Source organism: Pedobacter borealis DSM 19626 (assembly GCF_000708285.2).
Classification (GTDB): Bacteria; Bacteroidota; Bacteroidia; order Sphingobacteriales; family Sphingobacteriaceae; genus Pedobacter; species Pedobacter borealis.
Window position 1 is genome coordinate 1 of sequence record NZ_JAUG01000065.1, and the last position, 21,036, is coordinate 21,036.

A 21,036-nucleotide genomic window follows, 5' to 3' on the forward strand; every position below is an offset into this window, starting at 1 on the left:
ATGATTTTCAGCTAATAATTATCGAACTCAGGTTTCTAGGTTTCTTTAAAACTAAAAAGCCCCCACGTTGTGGAGGCTCAAGAACCCAGCGGTTAAGCTGGGTGCACAGTATATCTTTTAAACTTTTAAACGGTTTCTTCTGAAATAAATTTTGCAGATGCAAAATCGCGGTTCATACGAGCGATGTTTTCTAAAGAGATTCCTTTAGGGCACTCGGCTTCGCAAGCACCGGTATTGGTACAGTTGCCAAAACCTTCAGCATCCATTTGCGCAACCATGCTCTGCACCCTGCGATAACGCTCTGGCTGACCTTGTGGCAACAATGCCAACTGAGAGATTTTAGCTGATACGAATAACATTGCTGAAGCATTTTTACAGGTTGCCACACAAGCACCGCAACCAATACAAGCTGCGGCTTCGAAAGCAGCATCTGCCTGCATTTTAGGAATTGGCAGGTTGTTCGCATCTTGCGCATTACCAGTATTTACAGAAATAAAGCCACCAGCAGCAATAACTCTATCGAAAGCAGAACGATCTACGGTTAAATCTTTTACTACCGGAAAAGCTGCTGCTCTCCAAGGCTCAACAACAATGGTATCGCCATCTTTGAAAGAACGCATGTGCAACTGACAGGTAGTAACCAAGTCTTTTGGTCCGTGCGGACGGCCGTTGATAAACATCGAGCACATTCCGCAGATCCCCTCGCGGCAATCGTGATCGAATACCACTGGCTCTTCGCCTTTATTAATTAATTGTTCGTTTAATACATCGAACATCTCTAAGAAAGACATATCCGGTGAAATATCGGCCAATTTATAATCTACCAAAGCACCTTTGGCATTGTTATTTTTTTGACGCCAAACTTTTAGCGTTAAGTTCATATTTCCTGTACTCATGATATTGAGATTTAAGTATCAAGTAACGAGAACCAAGTATCAAGATTTAATTCAAGTCTTGATACTTGATACCTACGTCTTGCTACTATTTATAACTTCTTTGTGCTACTTTAATATTTTCAAACTTCAGCTCTTCTTTGTGAAGTTCGAAGTTTACACCTTCTTTAAATTCCCAAGCGGCTACGTAAGCATAATTCTCATCATCACGTAGTGCTTCACCTTCTTCTGTCTGATACTCTTCACGGAAGTGACCGCCACAACTTTCGTTACGGTTTAACGCATCAATACACATCAACTCGCCTAGCTCGATAAAATCAGCAACGCGGCCAGCTTTTTCCAATTCGGTGTTTAACTCATCAGCTGTTCCAGGTACACGAACATCGCTCCAGAATTCAGCACGTAAAGCTCTGATTTCCCGAATTGCTTCATTTAAACCTTTTTCGTTACGGGCCATACCACATTTCTCCCACATGATGTGGCCTAAACGTTTGTGGAAATGATCTACCGACTTAGTTCCTTTAATATTGATCAGTGTATTTAAAATACCAACGGCTCTTTCTTCAGCCTCTACAAAGGCAGGGTGATCAGTAGGAATTGCTTTTACCGAAATCTCTTTTGATAAGTAAGCACCAATGGTGTAAGGAAGAACGAAATAACCATCAGCTAAACCTTGCATCAAAGCTGATGCACCTAAACGGTTGGCACCATGATCTGAGAAGTTAGCCTCGCCAGTACAATATAAACCAGGTACGGATGTCATTAAGTTATAATCAACCCATAAACCACCCATGGTATAGTGAACCGCAGGATAAATACGCATTGGTGTTTCGTAAGGATTTTCACCGGTAATCTGCGCGTACATATCGAATAGGTTACCGTATTTTTCCTTAATTACTGCAGTACCCAAACGCATACAAGTTTCTTTATCAGGATTGTGGTTACCTGATTTTGAAGCTTCGATTTTACCGTAACGTTCTGTATTGGCTTTAAAATCTAAGTATACTGCTAATTTAGAAGCACCCACTCCATAACCAGCATCACAACGCTCTTTCGCAGCACGGGAGGCCACATCACGGGGAACTAAGTTACCGAAAGCAGGGTAACGGCGCTCTAAATAATAATCTCTTTCATCTTCAGGAATTTCTGAAGCTTTACGGTTATCATCTTTCTTTTTAGGAACCCAGATACGTCCATCGTTACGCAACGACTCAGACATTAGGGTCAATTTAGATTGGTGATCGCCAGAAACCGGGATACAAGTTGGGTGGATCTGCGTGTAGCATGGGTTTGCAAAATAAGCTCCTTGTTTGTGTGCTTTCCATGCTGCAGTAACATTACTTCCCATCGCGTTGGTAGAAAGATAGAATACGTTACCGTAACCACCTGTTCCTAATACCACTGCATGACCGAAGTGACGCTCGATTTCTCCTGTAATTAAGTTACGGGCAATAATACCTCGTGCTTTACCATCGATTTTAACAACCTCAAGCATTTCATGGCGGGTATACATTTCTACTTTACCCATACCAATCTGGCGTTCTAAAGCAGAATATGCACCTAATAATAACTGTTGACCAGTTTGACCAGCTGCATAAAAAGTACGTTGTACCTGTGTACCACCGAATGAACGGTTATCTAACAAGCCACCATACTCGCGCGCCAAAGGCACACCCTGTGCTACACACTGATCTATAATGTTGGCACTTACTTCAGCCAAACGATGCACATTGGCTTCGCGGGCACGATAATCGCCACCTTTAATTGTATCGTAGAAAAGGCGATAAACGCTATCACCATCATTCTGATAGTTTTTTGCTGCATTGATACCACCCTGAGCAGCGATTGAGTGTGCTCTACGTGGTGAATCCTGGAAGCAGAAACATTTTACTTTGTAACCCATCTCGGCCAAAGTAGCGGCTGCCGAAGCACCTGCTAAACCCGAACCTACAATGATTACTTCAATAGTTCTTTTGTTCGATGGGTTAACCAAAGGCACAGAAGACTTATATTTTGTCCATTTGCTGGTTAATTCGCCTTCTGGAATATTTGAATTAATATCTGACATATCTTTTGTGCTAAAAATTATTGAATAAGACCGAAATAAACTGCAATCGGCATGGCTGCGAAAAGGATCGAAATTATAACCGAATACCAAACGCCAGCTCCTTTAATTATACCGTTATATTTTGAGTGGTTCCATCCTAATGTTTGGAATGCGGAAGCAAAACCATGCAATAAGTGGTAGCATAAAGAAAACATAGCAAGAATATATACGACAACCCTTACCGGATCCTGAAATTTCTCTTTCATTACCGCATAAAGATCTTCATGTCCGTTGGCATCAACCGTTGGGATTCCTGTAAAACGGGAAACTACCCAAAAATCTTTCAGGTGAACTACCAGGAAGATCAGCAAAAGCGTACCTAGCAAGCCCATAGAACGGCTGTACCATTTACTGTTTGCCTTACCATCGTTCACGGCATATTTAACCGGGCGTGCTTTTTGATTTTGCAACGTTAAACGCAACGCCTGAAAAATGTGCGCAAGCAAACCGATAAACAACACAATCTCGCCAGCCCGGATAATCCAGTTAGTGGCCATAAAATGTGCGCCTACGTTAAATGTTAAACCACCGTCGCTAATAAAAATTAAAGCATTAATACCGCAGTGTACAATTAAAAAAAGTATCAGGAACAAACCTGTAATACCCATGATGAATTTCTTCCCAATAGAAGAAGAAAATGCATTTCCGAAACCACTCATTTGATTAGGATTTATATCTAAATTTCTTGCAAAAGTATCTAATTATGAGTTTAATTTATAAACGAATATGACAAAACAACGATAAAACATTTATTTAGAAACATTCTAAAGCATATTCGGAAATAATTGAAAGAATATGGGAATATTTGTGGTTTCATAAGCTTTTTTACCATTAAGAAATGAAGATCATTAAGTCCTAGGAGGACAATGGTATTTAGTATCTTATCTATCAGGTAAAATTTTGAAGTATTCATTAACCATAGGAACAATACTTTTGGTAATATTATCCGTGAAAAAATTGATCAGCAATCCTTGGGGAGCACTTAGAAGTTTCATATAGGTCAGTAATTGTGCCTGATGAACGGGCAAGAGATTAGAGATTGCTTTTATTTCAACAACAACACAATCATTAACAAATAAATCAGTGCGTAAATCTAAATCTATTGGCAAATCATCATATACAACCGATATTGTTAACTGTTGCGAAACAGCATAACCGTTTTTCTCCAACTCATATTTTAAGCAGCGCTCATATATACTTTCTAATAGGCCTGGGCCAAGTGCATTATGAACTTTAATTGCAAAGCCTGTGATCTCGTAAGATAATTGTGTAACCTCTTTTTTAGTCATTCCCTAAGTAATTAAAATGAAACATGTATTCTACATTGCTTTTTAAGCATGCAGAATTAGGGGATGATTAAAATAAGTTGATTATTAAGAACTTACTCCACAACTAAAATAACATTTTTCTTCTCAACTACCTTAATTTCTTAATGGTAAAATGTTATTAATGACGAAATTCTAAATTCCCTCAACAACAACTAAATTTTTCGTTATATTGCAATATCAAATTATTAACATGAAAAAACAGCTCTATTTACTTACTTTATTAGCGGGCCTCTTCTCTTCCTGTGATCCAGCTCCTGCTACCTTTAATCTCGAAACCAAAAACTTTGGCCCAAATGCCGTAATTACCATTCAAAGTGCAGAAAAGGGCGAGACACTGAAAGTTGAAAACATTACCAATAGCAATCAGACTTTTAAAATCAACATCCCAATAAAAGGCTATGCCACTTTAAGAACTGAGGATCGCAGTCGCACGGGAGAATATTACTTCTATCTTGATAAAGGCAGCTTCAAAGGCGTTCTTGATGGAAAAAACCCTAGCATTTATCCACTAAAGAGCGTTCCGGATATAGAGGGTGAAGAATTTATCGATTTCTACAAATTAACAGGCAACATGAGTAAAGACATCCTCGATAGTTTGAATATTGCAGAACAAGAGCTGGATCAAGCTAATCCGAACAACATTATGGAGAAAGCTCAAAAAGCAGATCGTTGGAGAGCGAAACAGCTTCAGCTTAAACTGGAAATTATCAGGGCTTTTGCCAAAAAGTATCCCAGCTCAGCGCACACACTTTTTTTATTAGAACGTTTAGGAACAGTAGAATCAGAAGCGAAGCACTACCTATCAATCTTTAATGGCTTAGATAAAGAAGTTCAGGAAAGTAAAAAGGGCGAAAGTCTTTTAGCTGAAATTACACAGGCCAACCAAATGATGGCAGGAAGTAAAATGCCAAATATTGAAGGAGAAAATATCGAAGGAAATAAATTCGATTTAAAAGTATTAAAAAAGATAAATCTGGTAACCTTTTGGGCATCATATAGCGGTAAGAGCCGCAGAGACAACCAAACACTGACTTCACTCTACGAAAAATACAAGAATAAGGATGTTGAATTTATAAGCGTATCATTTGATAAGAAGCGCGATTCGTGGCTTAAAACAATAAAACAAGACAAGTTAATCTGGCCACAATATGCCGATTTTAAAGGTTCCGAATCGCCCAATGCAAAGAACCTGAGCAATTATAATGTTACTTACTTCTTTTTAGTAGATAAAAACGGCACTATATTAACCAACAATGATCTTTCTTTAGATTTTGTTGACAGTGAAATCAGCAAAAATTTGGCAGGCAGATAAATGTGAGGATCGACAATTCAAAAGTTGATTCCACAAAAAAAGTCCCGATTTGCATCGGGACTTTTTACGATTTATGTGTTTGAGTTTTCTTAAGCTACTTTAACATTTACCGCGTTTAGGCCTTTTCTACCTTCTTCTACATCGTAGTTTACGGTATCATTCTCGCGAATGTTATCGATTAAGCCTGAAGCATGAACAAAAATTTCGGCATCGCCATTAGATGGAGTGATAAATCCGAAACCTTTAGTTTCATTAAAAAATTTTACTGTTCCTTGTTGCATTGTATTGTATTTTAATTTGTTTCAAAGATAGAGTTAAATCCCTATAAATCAATTTTTTATTTTTTTATTATATAAATAATGCTAAATATATTGATAATTTGCCCTTTAAGCCCGATTTAGCGACCCGATTTAGTCTATCATTCCTTGATATATCGCTCGGTTTTTATCAATAAAGCACGTTCAAAACAGGCCCTTTGCCTCCGCTTTTCTACCTAAAAAAAGCAAATACTAAGCTAACGTATAATTGCCGTCGTAATCAATACTGGCAATCAGGATTTAAATTTAGCTATAAATCAGGTTTTCGTGCTGCTCATAATTTACCTTCAGATTTTCGGTAATTTTCACCACTAATGTTTCGTTTTCTTTACCATTATAACTTAAGATTAACAGATCACCAATGATTTCGTGTAAAATTAATTTCGGGCTGGTATAGGTGATCGATACCACATGCGCTGCTTTATTTAACAGATCTGAAGCATAAATATGTAATTCAGCCCAATCGAAAAGGATCGGGTGATCTTCTAAATCGCTTAAAACAGGCATTTTATGTGCTAAGGCCGCAATGCTGTTCATTACGGCGTACTGAAGTTTTTGGTGTAATGCATTTGCCTTTTCGCTGACTTGCTGCATCTGAGAAAAGGTATGTGCGTGCTCATCTAAGCTGTATATTTTTGATCTTTTTTGAAATTCTTTGTATGTATCGTGAAATATCCTTCTTTCAAAATCTGTTCTGCACATGAAATTGAAATATTGTTTTACGCTGAGGTTAATGCTAGCTAAAGCCATAATATTCGGTTTTGTTGCTGATTCAAATATGGAACAATAAAAAAATTAATTTATAGCGTATCGGTAAACGCTGATTATCAATCGGTAAATAGCGAAACTAAATCTTGATTATGAAAAACGGATGAATATTGATTTGAGTATAGGGATTTGGCTGAACAGCCCGTTATTTAAGATATTTTAACATTTCGAAATTTCCTGAAAGGGGCAACTCGAGCGTAGTTGAAGGATAGTCTTTTTATTAGAAAATGTAGCGGTAGTAGTTCTTGGCGGTTTGCAGTCCCGCCATTCGCTTTAGTCCCGATGAAACCTGTGAACAAGCAAGCACACCATAAAAAGAAGAAAACAGTACTTAAATCGGGAGCTGCCGCTATTGTCGGGTTTAAGAACAATGGTTTGTACATCCTGCAACCCCAAAAATGAAATGCTGTTGTGGCCAGCTAGCCCCGGTTGAAGCGATACCCTGCAGCAACGAGGTACGAGGCAGCAAAGCGTATAAGCGTAAAACGGGAACGCATTTATTGCTATGTACAAGCATTGCGCTTCAAACATGAAAATATAAATTGGGTTTTTAAATGCGAAGATAATGATCTTCGACTACGCTCAAACTGACAACCACAGCGCTTAACTTAATGACCTGTGCCTCCTCTGTGGCTAAAAATACAACCTAATAGATTATAGGGCATACACTATTGAATTAGCTGCGCACAAAGCACCCAGTCGCCCATTTCATTTTTTTTAAAACAGTTTAATTTCCAACAGGTTATTAATATACAAAATAGGTATAACCAAAACTTTTACGATATGGAAACGAGAAACAACCATGGTTTAATCCAGGCTTTACTAGATTGCGCGCTAGCTTGCGAGCATTGTGCATCGTCATGCTTAAAAGAAGAAGACATCAACATGATGATTGACTGCATTAAACTAGATCGGGATTGCGCAGATATTTGCATCCAGGCAGCCCGGTTATTGCAAAGAGATTCAATTATCGGGCATCAATATTTATTGCTCTGTGAAGAAATATGCAGGCTTTGTGCAACCGAATGTAGCAAACACGATCATGAACATTGCAGACAATGCGCTGTTGCCTGCGAGGAATGTGCAGATGCCTGTCATGCCAATCACGAACCGATCCATCAGGATTAAAAAAAAGCGTCCCGATTTTAAATCGGGACGCTTTTAAAAACTATTTTTTATCAGATCAATTACTGCGCTGGGAAGCTATAGTTATAAGAACCTTGCTCGCCAACACCAGAAATACTCACCATGTTGTTTCTGCCTAAAGGCAATGCTTTTTGAACATCGGCTACAGAATTTACAGGCTGCCCATTCACTTTAGTAATGATTAAACCCTTTTCTACACCAATATTATCAAATGCTTTTCCTGTAGTTACAGACGTTACTACAACACCGCTATTTATGCCATATTTCGTTTTCTGTGCTTGAGTAGCAGGAGCAAAAGTTGCACCTAATTTCGAAACCTCAGCGCCTTTGCTTGTTGCATTTTTAGCTGTAAGGCCTACGCTGGCTTCTCCTTTTAAAGTTACGGTGTAATCTTTAAGTGCACCATCTCTCAACACGGTTAACTTAACCTTATCGCCTGGATTTAAACGACCAACTCTTTCCTGAAGATCAGGAGAATCGTTGATCACTACGCCATCAACTTTTTTGATAACATCACCTGATTTAATGCCTGCAGCTGCGGCACCGCCACCAGCAACCACATCATTCACATATAAACCACTTATTTCGTTGGTTTTAATGCCTTCAGGTTTATCTTCTCCGCTTAATGGCACAAAGTTAACACCAATATAACCACGTTTAACCGAGCCGTATTTCATAAAATCATCTACAATTTTACGGGCAAGATTAACTGGAATAGCAAATCCATAACCTTGGTTATATCCACTTTGCGATGCGATTGCTGAGTTAATACCTACCAATTCGCCATTTGCGTTTACAAGCGCACCACCGCTGTTGCCTGGGTTGATGGCTGCATCGGTTTGAATAAACGATTCAATACTGGTATTTGCCGGACGATCTGGTCTTTTACCGGTACGTTGGTATTCGCGATACTCCTCTTCAGTAATTTCGTTGCCTTGTTGCTCGCGACCAATAATACCAATACTACGGTTTTTCGCACTTACAATACCAGCTGTTACCGTAGTATTTAAATCTAGCGGGAAACCAACCGCTAAAACCCATTCTCCAACCTGCACATTATCTGAATTACCCATTTTTACAACAGGTAAGCCAGTTGCATTTACTTTAATTAAAGCTAAATCGGTATTCGGATCGCGGCCAATTACTTTTGCCTCAACTTTACGTCTGTCTGTTAAAACCACCTCTACCTTCTCTGCATTTTCTACCACGTGGTTATTGGTTACGATATAACCGTCCTGACTGATAATTACACCAGAACCCGATGCCGCTCTAGGCTGGCGCTGCATCTGGCGGCCACCACCTCCACCGAAAAAGTCTTCCATCATATCAAAAGGAGAAGAAGAACCCTGACCTTTGGATGCTGCATAAGTTGTTTTAATATGGACCACACCTGGCGCAACTGCTGCTGCTGCCTGCGTAAAATCGGTTGCTCCTGCAGATGTTACTTTAAGTGGATTACTGGCAAAGTATAAGTTCTGTTTTTCAGTAATTGTACTGCCTGTTTGGTTACGCTCAAATAGTTTGTAACCTCCAATTGCTGCTGCCCCACCTATAAAAGCAGCCAACACGGTAATTCCTAATATTTTTTTCATGTGTTTGTATATTGTTTTTTAATGGTCATGAAGCTATTAAAAGCTTAGTATTACTTTAAAAACCGCTAGCTTTTAATGGTTTCATGTGTTTGTATATTGTTTTTTAAAGCCATGATTTATTATAAGCTGATTTGCTAGCTAATTGTTTGGTTAGCTTATAATATTCATTTGTTAAATGTTATTATTTGCAAGAGCATTTTCACTTTGATTTAAGTAGAATGCTCCAGCAGTTTTTATCTGCTCAAATTTTCTTTCGTAAGTTTATTCAAATTTAATACCATATAAACGATATTTGTATCCTCAAAGCAATAGTTTTGTGTTAAAAAATGTTAAATTAAAAACCACTAATTACCTTTTGCAACTCAAATATTGCATTAAAAAATGAAGCTTTCATGAAAATTAATTTCTTTAAATACCAGGGCGCAGGCAACGATTTTATTTTAATAGACCACACGATGAGTCCGTTAAAAAATATTGACAATCAATTAGTTGAACAACTATGCCATAGAAGATTTGGCGTTGGTGCCGATGGATTAATGTTTATTACCAAGCACGAGGAGTATGATTTTGAGATGCATTATTTTAACGCTGATGGTAAGTTGGGCAGCATGTGCGGAAATGGTGGCAGATGTATTGTCGCCTTCGCCAAACAACTCGGAATCATCGATCGCGAAACAAACTTTTTGGCAGTAGATGGCCCACATTATGCCAGAATTTCAGAAAATGGCGAATGGGTTGATTTACAAATGATTGATGTAGATACCATTACCAAAGATGGTGAGGCTTATGTACTGAACACTGGCTCGCCTCATTATGTTGCTTTACAAAGCGGTTTAAAAGACTTTGATGTTTTTACTGAAGGGAAAAACATCCGCTACAATGGAACTTATGCAGAAAAGGGCATAAATGTAAACTTTGTAGAAGATAAAGGCGATCATTTATTTGTGCGTACCTACGAGCGCGGTGTTGAAGATGAAACTTATGCCTGTGGTACTGGGGTAACCGCGGTCGCTATGGCCATGGCGAAACACAAAGACCAAACCGGTCATATTAAAACCGTCATTAAAGTTTTGGGTGGTGATATTAAAATAGAATTCTATTACGATGGCAAGGAATTTACCAATGTATTTTTATGTGGCCCAGCCAAATTGGTTTTTGAGGGAGAAGTAGAGTAGTTTTAATAGAAACTTATTTTGCTTTAAGATCATTTATCGTCCTCGTTTATAACGAGGATGTATGAGATTAGCGATTTCATCGCCTTCTTTTAAATCTCGCTTTTCATAAGAGTTTATGGGAGATTTATAATCCAACATAGATAAATATTACTCCGCATTACAAATGCGGTTTTCATTAATCCTCGTTACAAACGAGGACTATTGTCAGGTTTTTGAGGGAGAAGTGGAGTAATCTTCTTTTTTAATCTCGTAGGTTTTAAAAACCTGCGAGGTTTGAATCCTATCTGAACATCTCGTGTAAAACAGACACTATCAATGTATTTTATTGCCTAAAATACGCAACATTTATTCTAAAAAATCGTATATTTCCTTTGGATTTAACAGCTTTTAACATCTGTCGCAAGATATTTACACACTGTTTTTTAAGCCAAAAAATACGACAACACAATCTTTAACAGCACTTTAAAGAAAATCCGGCAGGTTTTCAATCGCAAAATAAATCAATCGATTGATTAAATGACAGAATTCGGACAGATTTATTTTTTTTTAGGCTCTATTTTTGGGCACTTATCGGCGAAAATCGAAGTCCTATTTTTTTGACAACGCCCTTAATCCCGGAAATTTAAATTTAAATACACAGAAATACCCATGAGAAAAGTAACAACTCTCTTTTTTAGCGTGAGCATTGGTATGCTTTTAGCGTCCTGCGGAAATAACGATGCAGCAAAAAAAGCTGCCGCTGCAGCAGCAGCTGGTCCACAGGCTTACCCTGTTTTTACAGTAAACACACAAAATACAACATTAGATTCTGATTATCCGGCAACAATTGAAGGTATTCAAAACATCGATATCCGTCCGAAAGTTGATGGTTTTATTGAAAAAATATTGGTTGATGAGGGTGCTGTAGTTAAGAAAGGTCAATTGCTTTTCACCATTAATGCACCACAGTACGAGCAACAGGTTAGAACAGCACGGGCAGCAATTAGCAGCGCCGAAGCTGATGTAAATGCTGCCCAGCTAACAGTAAACAAAACCAAACCCCTGGTAGAAAAAGATATCATTAGCAAATATGATCTGGATGCAGCGCAGCTAACGCTCCAAAGCAGGAAAGCTGCATTGGCACAAGCAAAAGCAGAATTGGTAAATGCACAGGTTAATTTAGGTTATACTTCGATTACCAGCCCTGTTGATGGCGTAGTTGGTAGTATCCCTTTCAGAAATGGAAGTTTAGTGAGCAGCAGCAGTACGCAGCCGTTAACTACTGTTTCTAATACTTCTAAGGTTTACGCCTATTTCTCATTAAACGAGAAACAGCTTTTAGATTTTTCTAATACCTATAAAGGCAATACGCTTGCTCAGCAAATGAAAAACATTCCTGCGGTGAGCTTGGTTCTTGCCGATGGTTCAATTTATGCACAAAATGGCAAGATTGAATCCATCAACGGGCAGATTAACACCAGCACTGGTTCGGCAAGTTTAAGGGCAACCTTCCCTAATCCGGTTTTCTTATTAAAAAATGGTGCTAGTGCATCGGTTAGAATTCCTCAGCATGTTGAAAATGCAATTTTAGTCCCTCAAAAATCAACTATCGATTTACAGGGCAAGAAATTCGTTTACATTTTAGGCGATTCGGCTAAGGTGATCAATACCCAAATTGAAGTGATGGAATTGGCCAAGGGTAATTTCTACGTGGTTACCAAAGGACTTAAAGCTGGAGATAAAGTTATTTTAGAAGGCTTTCAATCGTTAAAAGACGGGACTAAAATTAAACCTGAGGTAAAAAACACCGATTCAGTTTATGCTGAAATAAAAAAATAACAATATAGTCAGTGCAATCACACTATAGCAGTGTAATCCATATTAATTATGTTTAAGAAATTTATAGACAGGCCCGTTTTATCAACAGTTATATCCATTATAATTGTAATATTAGGTGTATTAGGCCTTGTAACTTTACCCATCTCTCAATATCCCGAAATTGCACCGCCAACCGTCCAGGTGTCGGCTTCGTACCAGGGGGCAAATGCCGATGTGGTAATGAGTAGTGTTGTTGTTCCGCTGGAAGAGCAGATAAATGGTGTTGAAAACATGACTTACATGACTTCTAGTGCCAGTAATGATGGTACTGCAACCATTACCGTTAACTTTAAGTTGGGTACAAATGCCGATTTAGCAGCGGTTAACGTGCAGAACCGTGTAGCCAGGGCAACCAGTTTATTACCTGCAGAGGTAACCAGATCGGGTGTAATTACAGCAAAAAGACAGGCGAGTAACTTGCTTATTTTCGCCATTTATAGTGATGATCCATCATACGATCAGAAGTTTTTACAGAATTATGCCAACATTAACATCATCCCTGAAATTAAAAGGATTAGCGGTGTGGGAGATGCAAGTGCATTTGGTACGTTAGATTATACCATGCGTATCTGGCTTAAACCAGAAGTAATGGCTGTTTATGGTCTGGTACCGAATGATGTAAGTGTAGCCTTGGCAGAGCAAAACATCGAAGCTGCACCAGGTCAGTTTGGTGAGCAGGGAAATCAGGCTTTTCAATATACGTTAAAATATAGTGGCCGTTTAAAAACGGAAACTGAGTTTAGCAACATCATTATTAAGGCGGATGCAAACGGACAGATTCTTCGTCTAAAAGATGTGGCAAGGATAGAACTTGGTGCACAAAGTTATGCCAGTTATGTAAAGTTTAATGGTAAACCTGCTTTAGGTATTGCCATTAGTCAAACAGCGGGCTCGAATGCGAAAGAGGTAATCGAAAATTCGATCAAAACTTTAGATAAAGCAGCAACTTCTTTCCCTAAAGGTGTTCATTACGAAACGGTGGTTAACGTAAATAACTTCTTAGATGCCTCAATCGAAAAGGTAATCCATACCTTGATCGAAGCATTTATTTTGGTGTTCTTAGTGGTATTTATTTTCCTACAGGATTTCCGTTCAACTTTAATTCCGGCAATCAGTGTTCCGGTGGCTATTATCGGTACCTTTTTCTTCCTGAGCCTGTTCGGTTTTACCATCAACCTGTTAACCTTATTTGCACTGGTACTGGCCATCGGTATCGTGGTGGATGATGCCATTGTAGTGGTTGAGGCCGTGCATGCCAAGCTAGATGCGGGTTACAAAGACCCTAAAAAGGCAACGAAAGATGCGATGGATGATATTAGTGGTGCTATTATTTCGATTACACTGGTAATGGCAGCAGTATTTATTCCGGTAAGTTTTATCCAGGGCTCGTCTGGTGTATTTTATAAACAATTCGGATTAACACTGGCTATCGCGATTATTTTATCAGCGATCAACGCCTTAACATTAAGTCCGGCACTGTGTGCGATGTTCTTAAAACCGCATGCAGAAGATCACGAAAAAAGTAAAAATTTCTTACAACGTTTTTATACTGCTTTCAATACTTCATTTGATGCCGTAACGCAAAAGTATAAACGCTCTGTTGGCTTCTTAGGCAAAAAAAGATGGCTTGCAGGTTTAGGAATTGCTGTTTTCGCAGTGGTGTTAGTGTGGATTATGAATACAACGCCTAAAGGTTTCGTGCCAAACGAAGATTTAGGAACGGTTTTCTCTGATATTTCATTGCCACCTTCTACTTCGCAGGAAGAAACCGATAAAATTATTGTAAAAATTAATGATATTGTGAGTAAGGTGCCAGAAGTAGAGGCTACATTTAGGGTTGTTGGCCGAAGTTTGATCAGCGGATCGGGTAGTTCTTATGGTATGGTTATCGCAAGGCTTAAACCATGGGATAAACGTAAGCGTGATGTTAAAGCCATTATTGGTGAATTATTTGCAAAAGCATCCAGCATTAAAGGTGCGAAGGTAATTTTCTTTGCTCCGCCAACCATTCAGGGTTTTGGTACCGGTGGTGGTTTCGAGTTCCAGTTACAGGATAAAACCGGTGGCGATATCAAAAAATTCAACGAAGTGGGTAATGCATTTTTAGCCGCATTGAGTAAACGTCCTGAAATTCAATATGCATCAACCTCGTTCAACCCGAATTTCCCACAATATCAGATCGATGTAAATGTGGCAAAAGTGAAACAAGCTGGCTTAACGGTTAGCGATGTGTTGGGTGTTTTGCAGGGTTATTATGGTGGTGTTTATGCCTCAAACTTTAATAAATTTGGTAAACAGTACAGGGTAATGTACCAGGCAGATGCCAAGTACCGTGCTAATCAGCAAAGTTTAACCAGTATTTATGTGCGTAATTCGAGCGGTACAATGGCTCCTATTTCTGAGTTTATCACTTTAGAAAAAGTTTACGGACCACAGGCTATTTCACGTTTCAATTTGTATACCTCAATTGCAGTTACGGGTAACCCAAATGCAGGATTTAGTTCTGGTGATGCCATTAAAGCGATTCAGGAAGAAGCCGCAATTCATCTTCCAGCAGGTTATGGATATGAGTTCTCTGGTTTATCGCGTGAAGAGGTAAGCAGTGGAAGTCAGACGATTTTTATCTTTCTACTTTGCGTAGTCTTCGTTTATTTCCTGCTTTCGGCACAGTACGAAAGTTATATCTTACCATTGGCGGTATTGTTTTCATTACCAATTGGTTTAGCCGGGGTATTCATCTTTGATAAGATATTTGGTGTAGATAATAACATCTATACGCAGATTACCTTGATCATGCTTGTGGGGCTACTGGCAAAGAATGCCATTTTGATTGTAGAGTACGCGGTAGACAGGCGACGAAAGGGAATGAGTATTATTAACTCGGCTATTGATGGTGCAACTGCCCGTTTACGTCCGATCTTGATGACCTCTTTTGCCTTTATCCTGGGCTTATTGCCTTTAATGTTATCATCAGGTGTTGGTGCAGCAGGTAATACTTCAATTGGTACCGGAGCTGTAGGCGGTATGTTAATCGGTACTATATTCGGCGTGTTTGTAATCCCGGCCTTGTTCATTGTTTTCCAAACCTTACAGGAAAAAATCAGTAGCAATTCTCCTTTTGAGGAAGGCATTGATCGCGAACAAACAGAAGAAGAGTACGAGTTAGCGGTTAACCGTCCACATTAATTTTAAAACCATGAAATTTAAATATAAGCATTCCATTTTAATCGGTGTAGCCATCCTCAGTCTAAGCGCTTGTGTAACTAAAAAATACGAGCGCCCACAACTTAAAAGCGAAGGTTTATACCGTGATAACAATAATACCGATACAACAACCATTGCCGATGTGCAATGGAAAACGTTGTTTTCAGACACCACTTTACAATCGCTGATCCAACAGGGGATAAATGAAAATTTAGACCTGAAACAGGCCATCGAGCGCATTAAAATTGCCGAAGCAACGCTTATACAAAGCCAAGGCGCATTATTGCCCAGCTTACAGGCCGATGTAAATGTAACCGATAATAAAGCTTCTGCTGCAGCACAGAATTTTCCAGCTGGGATTAACATCAATCTGGAAACCCAAACCTATAAAGCACAATTGAGCACCAGTTGGGAAGCTGACATTTGGGGAAAATTAAGCAGTGCAAAGCGCGGTGCTTACGCTACTTTATTACAAAGTGATGCGGCAAAACGCGCTGTTCAAACTCAATTAATTGCTACCATTGCTAATAATTATTATGCTTTATTGGCCCTTGACAAACAATTGGCGATTACCGAACAGACCATTAAGGTTAGAACGCAGGATGTTGAAACCATGAAAGCCTTAAAACAAGGCGCCGTAGTTAATGGCGCAGCGGTTGTACAGAGTGAAGCCAATTTATACGCGGCTCAGGTAACCTTGCCCGATTTAAAAAGAAGCATTAAAGAGGCTGAAAATGCGCTAAGTGTCTTGGTTGCTAAAGCACCAAATGCGATTAACCGCACTACCTTAGATCAGCAGACACCTTATGCTAATCTACAAACCGGCGTTTCTGCACAATTGTTAAAAAACCGTCCGGATGTGATTGCTGCTGAATTTGGTTTCAGATCGGCTTTCGAAAACACAAACGTAGCTAAAGCTTATTTTTATCCTGCGTTAACCATTACCGCAACAGGTGGTTTATCAAGCTTACAATTACAGGATTTCTTCAGTAAATCTATCTTCTATAATTTGGTAGGGGGTTTAACGCAGCCAATTTTTGCAAAAGGCGCAAACAAAGCACGCTTAAAAACAGCTGAAGCAAATCAACAGATTGCTTTTTACAACTTTCAACAAACGCTGCTAACCGGCGGACAGGAAGTATCGAATGCTTTGTACGCTTACCAAACGGCTTCGGAAAAAGAAGCAACCAGGGCAAAACAAATTGCTTCATTAACCAAAGCAGTAGATTTTACCAAAGAATTATTGCGCTACAGTTCGGCAACAAACTATACTGACGTTTTAACTTCAGAACAAAGTTTGTTAACAGCACAATTAAGTGGCATTAACGATCGGTTACAAAAACTACAATCGGTGGTAAACCTATACCGCGCATTAGGCGGTGGCTGGAAATAAAAAATAATTAACGAATTTTTAAGGCATTCTGATTTTCAGGATGCCTTTTTTGTTTTTAGGCTGATCCGTTTGCACTCATACAATCAAACAATTCACTGTTCTTTCAAATTCCGATAAAAAACTGATAATTTTTATCTCAAAAACCGCTACTTCTTTTTGATGTAACCTCAAAATATTGTAAGTTTAAAGTTTTTTAAGCGCTTAGCTTAGAAAAAATTTTAAACCAATCAATGTTACGTGTCGATAGCTCTAAAACCTGTAAAGTGGTGTACTCTTTGTGCAAACATGAGTACTTGGGCTATTTAATTGAACCTCACGTTGTTCAGCTCAATCCACAAGGAGATTTTTCGTTTACTTACCAACGGATTTTTACGCATACCGCGGAAGAATTTAATGCCTGTTTAAGTGATATTGATTATAAGCTGATCAAAATTTTAGATGACATTGAGCAAGATTCGCTGATTAAAAAATATTATAAAAAACTAATCAGGCCTACTGAGTTTTTTACCAAAATTTTCGACAATAAATTTCATGAAAATGTTCGCCCTAAAATCGAAAAGAAACTTGCCGAAGCTTTAGAGCTTTTGAAGGTCAAAAACGAGCTTTATGTAATGGACAAAGATGGCTGGCCGGTAGAACGCAAAATCGAACTGGCTGATGAGCCTGCATCTATTCTTTTCCATTTCCGCAGAAACGAAACAGAAACGCGTTATTTTCCCACCATCAAATATCAGAATCTGCGCATCGAATTTATGTTTAAAGAAGCGCAGATTATCAGCAACAAACCTGCGTGGTTATTGCTTAACGATGTATTGTACTTTTTTGATCAGGATATTGAGGGAAAAAAACTGCAACCCTTTCTAAACAAACGCTTTATTGCCATCCCCAAAACAACTGAAGCTACTTATTTTGAAAAGTTTGTTGCCCCTTTAATAGAGAAACACCACGTGTATGCAGAGGGTTTCGAAATCAGAACCGAACAATTTGAGGCAACACCGGTAATTAAAGTTTTATATGTTGATGGTGGTCTTTCTCAAATTCAGCTATATTTTAAATATGGCGAATATACTTTCCCAGTAGAAAATGCACACAAAGTAACTGTACGTTTAGAAAAAACTGCCGATAACTATATTTTCCACCGCATCAAACGTTCGGCAGAATGGGAGAAAAAGCAGTTCAATTTGCTGTTATCGTTAGGACTAAAAAAAACGAGTTCTTTATTCAGCAACCTGGAAGTAGCTGCTGCCGAAGAAAATCCAAGCTACGGGGCTATAAATTGGGTAAACGAGCATATCGAAATTTTACAGGCATCGGGTTTTGAAATTGAACAGGCCACAGGGCAGAAAAAATTTGTTTTCGGTGCCAGCAAAATAGATCTTGAAGTTAAAGAAGGAAACGATTGGTTCGATATCCACGCTGTGGTGTGGTTCGGAAAATACCAGATTCCTTTTCTTTCACTAAAGCAACATATTCTACACAAAAAGCGTGAGTTTTTGTTGCCTGATGGTGAAGTAGCTATTATCCCTGATAAATGGTTTACACAATACGGCAGTTTGTTCAGTTTGGCAGAGGCCGGAAAAACGCTAAAATTAAAGAAACACCATATCGGTCTCATCAATGATCTGGCTGAAGATAGCCTGGCTAATGTTACGCTTGAACGCAAGTTACAGCGATTATCAGACTTTGAGGATATTGCTGATACGCAAATGCCTGTTCATTTTAAAGGCAGTTTACGCGATTACCAGAAAGCCGGCTATAACTGGTTCAGTTTTTTACGCGAATACAATTTCGGTGGCTGTTTGGCCGATGATATGGGTTTGGGTAAAACCATCCAAACATTGGCTATGCTGCAAAAGGTGAAGGAAGATGATCAATTGCTCGAAACGCAGACGACCTCGCTCATCATCATGCCTACCTCTTTAATCTACAACTGGTTAACAGAAGCTAAAAAATTTACACCAAAGCTTAAAATACTGGCACATACGGGTACCAACCGAAATAAAGATGTTGCCAATTTTGCCAATTACGATATTATCATTACCACTTACGGTGTAACCAGAGTAGATGTAGATGAATTGAAAAACTTTTATTTCAACTACATTATTCTCGATGAAAGTCAGAACATTAAAAACCCGGCATCAAAATCGTTTAAAGCCGTTAGAAGCTTAAAATCTAAACATAAACTGATTCTGAGCGGTACACCCGTAGAAAACTCAGTAAGCGATTTATGGTCGCAGTTGACCTTTTTAAACCCTGGTTTATTGGGTACACAGGCATTCTTCTACGAAGAATATGTACAAGCCATAGAAAAGAAAAAGGACGAAGAAAAAGCGCGTAAACTGCAATCGATTATCAAGCCTTTTGTGCTCCGTAGAACGAAAGAACAGGTGGCTGCAGAATTACCACCAAAAACGGAGCAGGTAATTTATTGCGACATGAGCGAAGATCAGGCCGCTTACTACGAAAAAACAAAATCTGCCTACCGTAATGATTTATTGCAGAGCATGGACGATGGAACTTTCGCAAAGAAACAGGTACAGCTTTTACAGGGGTTAACTGCCTTACGCCAGTTGGCCAACCACCCTGTAATGATTGATGGCACCTATGTTTCAGATTCAGGAAAGTTCGAAAATGTGATCCACACACTGGATAACGTACTTAAAGGCGGACATAAGGTTTTGGTTTTTTCTCAGTTTGTAAAACATCTTGATATCTTCAAAAAACATTTTGAAGCGGAAAATATTCCATTTGCTTATTTAGATGGTGCAACCCGTAACCGTGGCGAAATTGTTTCCGAATTTCAGCAGAATACCGAACTGAAAGTCTTCTTAATCTCTATAAAAGCAGGCGGCGTAGGTTTAAACTTAACACAAGCTGATTATGTTTTTATCCTCGATCCATGGTGGAACCCGGCAGTAGAACAACAAGCCATCGACAGAACGCACCGTATTGGTCAGGATAAAAAGGTTTTCATCTACAAATTCATCGCAAAAGATACCGTTGAAGAGAAAATATTGGCTTTACAGAACCGTAAAAAATCGCTCGCAAATTCTTTAATTACAACTGAAGAAAGTTTCTTTAAATCGTTGAGTAAAGAAGATATACGCGATATATTGAATTAATCGCCGAAAATTTGCCACGGAGGCGCTGCAATCACAGAAGTTCTTATATGATTGCCACTCTCTGAGCGAAGTCGAACAGTTTATTTGAATATTGCACCCTCTAACAGACTATTCTACTTAATTTTTTGCCACGGAAACACGGAAATCACGGATGTACTCTCCGTTGGTCACTCTGAGCGAAGTCGAAGAGTTTGCTGTGTAAACAGGCATCCATAGCCAGTATCTAACAAACCTTTCAAGTTATTCTTTGCCACGGAGACACAGAAATCACAGAGTATGCTTCGCAGCATCCTATTATTTTACTATTTTAGTAAATACATCCCAAGTTAATTAGTTAACCTTTATTAAATCTCTTGGTATGGAAATCCGTCAATCGAACTTCCCATTAAAAAACGAAACAGACCTAATTATTAGTGCTGCTATTGAAATTCATAGCCATTTAGGTTGTGGTTTTCTAGAAATCGTTTATAAAGATGCACTTTGTATAGAACTAAAAAACAGGGATTATTTTTACGAAAGAGAGAAGTTATACCAAGTTTATTATAAAGGGATTCCCCTACCCCATAGCTTTTATGCCGACTTTATCATATTCGATACGGTAATATTAGAAATTAAATCAAAAAGTGCTATTGCAAGTGCCGATATAGCGCAAACTCTAAACTACTTAAGATGTTCAGGTTGCAAAGTTGGGCTTATTTTAAATTTCGGTAAACCAACGCTCGAAATCAGGCGTGTTGTTTTATAATCCTGGTTATTAGTACTTCTTCCGTGTTAATCAGCGTTTCTGTGGCTAAACATCAACGTGAATACAAACAACCTGGT

The 21,036-nt window shown here is 38.7% G+C and carries 15 protein-coding genes; 8 read left to right on the forward strand and 7 right to left on the reverse strand.

All coding sequences use genetic code 11. The features are described from left to right. Positions 1-125: 125 nt before the first annotated feature. From AW17_RS16345 to AW17_RS16360, 4 genes are all read right to left on the reverse strand, one after another. Positions 126-896: a succinate dehydrogenase/fumarate reductase iron-sulfur subunit gene (locus AW17_RS16345; RefSeq protein WP_029278232.1), complete on the reverse strand. Its 771-nt coding sequence runs from the start codon at positions 894-896 to the stop codon at positions 126-128. A gap of 85 nt (positions 897-981) precedes the next feature. After that, the gene (locus tag AW17_RS16350) at positions 982-2,961 is read right to left on the reverse strand and encodes a fumarate reductase/succinate dehydrogenase flavoprotein subunit (RefSeq protein ID WP_029278234.1); all 1,980 of its coding nucleotides are present in this window, start codon (positions 2,959-2,961) and stop codon (positions 982-984) included. Positions 2,962-2,978: 17 nt separating this feature from the next. After that, on the reverse strand, positions 2,979-3,659 hold the full coding sequence (locus AW17_RS16355; protein ID WP_029278236.1) for a succinate dehydrogenase cytochrome b subunit: 681 nt from the start codon (positions 3,657-3,659) through the stop codon (positions 2,979-2,981). A 222-nt stretch (positions 3,660-3,881) separates the two neighbouring features. Next, positions 3,882-4,289: a GxxExxY protein gene (locus tag AW17_RS16360; protein WP_029278238.1), complete on the reverse strand. Its 408-nt coding sequence runs from the start codon at positions 4,287-4,289 to the stop codon at positions 3,882-3,884. A gap of 229 nt (positions 4,290-4,518) precedes the next feature. On the opposite strand from AW17_RS16360, the gene AW17_RS16365 reads away from it, so the two are divergent. Then, positions 4,519-5,640: a TlpA family protein disulfide reductase gene (locus tag AW17_RS16365; RefSeq protein ID WP_029278239.1), complete on the forward strand. Its 1,122-nt coding sequence runs from the start codon at positions 4,519-4,521 to the stop codon at positions 5,638-5,640. An 89-nt stretch (positions 5,641-5,729) separates the two neighbouring features. Here the strand turns inward: AW17_RS16365 and AW17_RS16370 are convergent, their stop codons facing one another. Both AW17_RS16370 and AW17_RS16375 read right to left on the reverse strand, forming a co-directional pair. Beyond that, entirely contained in the window at positions 5,730-5,921 is a 192-nt protein-coding gene (locus tag AW17_RS16370; protein WP_010599638.1) for a cold-shock protein, read from the reverse strand. A 282-nt stretch (positions 5,922-6,203) separates the two neighbouring features. Continuing rightward, positions 6,204-6,707 (reverse strand): hypothetical protein, encoded by a 504-nt coding sequence (locus AW17_RS16375; protein ID WP_029278240.1) that lies wholly within the window; start codon positions 6,705-6,707, stop codon positions 6,204-6,206. A gap of 801 nt (positions 6,708-7,508) precedes the next feature. On the opposite strand from AW17_RS16375, the gene AW17_RS23760 reads away from it, so the two are divergent. After that, on the forward strand, positions 7,509-7,853 hold the full coding sequence (locus AW17_RS23760; RefSeq protein WP_083488738.1) for a four-helix bundle copper-binding protein: 345 nt from the start codon (positions 7,509-7,511) through the stop codon (positions 7,851-7,853). 59 nt (positions 7,854-7,912) lie between these two features. Here the strand turns inward: AW17_RS23760 and AW17_RS16380 are convergent, their stop codons facing one another. After that, positions 7,913-9,463, reverse strand: coding sequence for a trypsin-like peptidase domain-containing protein (locus AW17_RS16380; protein WP_029278242.1), 1,551 nt, complete (start codon positions 9,461-9,463; stop codon positions 7,913-7,915). A 392-nt stretch (positions 9,464-9,855) separates the two neighbouring features. On the opposite strand from AW17_RS16380, the gene dapF reads away from it, so the two are divergent. The 6 genes from dapF (at position 9,856) to AW17_RS16410 (ending at position 20,959) form a co-directional block, all read left to right on the forward strand. Continuing rightward, positions 9,856-10,638 (forward strand): diaminopimelate epimerase, encoded by a 783-nt coding sequence (gene dapF / locus AW17_RS16385; RefSeq protein WP_029278244.1) that lies wholly within the window; start codon positions 9,856-9,858, stop codon positions 10,636-10,638. A gap of 648 nt (positions 10,639-11,286) precedes the next feature. Next, positions 11,287-12,456 (forward strand): efflux RND transporter periplasmic adaptor subunit, encoded by a 1,170-nt coding sequence (locus tag AW17_RS16390; RefSeq protein WP_029278246.1) that lies wholly within the window; start codon positions 11,287-11,289, stop codon positions 12,454-12,456. 48 nt (positions 12,457-12,504) lie between these two features. Further along, positions 12,505-15,681: an efflux RND transporter permease subunit gene (locus tag AW17_RS16395; RefSeq protein WP_029278248.1), complete on the forward strand. Its 3,177-nt coding sequence runs from the start codon at positions 12,505-12,507 to the stop codon at positions 15,679-15,681. Positions 15,682-15,691: 10 nt separating this feature from the next. Further along, positions 15,692-17,092, forward strand: coding sequence for an efflux transporter outer membrane subunit (locus tag AW17_RS16400; protein WP_029278250.1), 1,401 nt, complete (start codon positions 15,692-15,694; stop codon positions 17,090-17,092). Between the two features lie 230 nt (positions 17,093-17,322). Further along, a complete protein-coding gene (locus tag AW17_RS16405) occupies positions 17,323-20,214 on the forward strand; it encodes a DEAD/DEAH box helicase (protein WP_029278251.1) in 2,892 nt (963 codons plus the stop codon). Positions 20,215-20,572: 358 nt separating this feature from the next. Further along, entirely contained in the window at positions 20,573-20,959 is a 387-nt protein-coding gene (locus AW17_RS16410; RefSeq protein WP_029278252.1) for a GxxExxY protein, read from the forward strand. Positions 20,960-21,036: the final 77 nt, after the last annotated feature.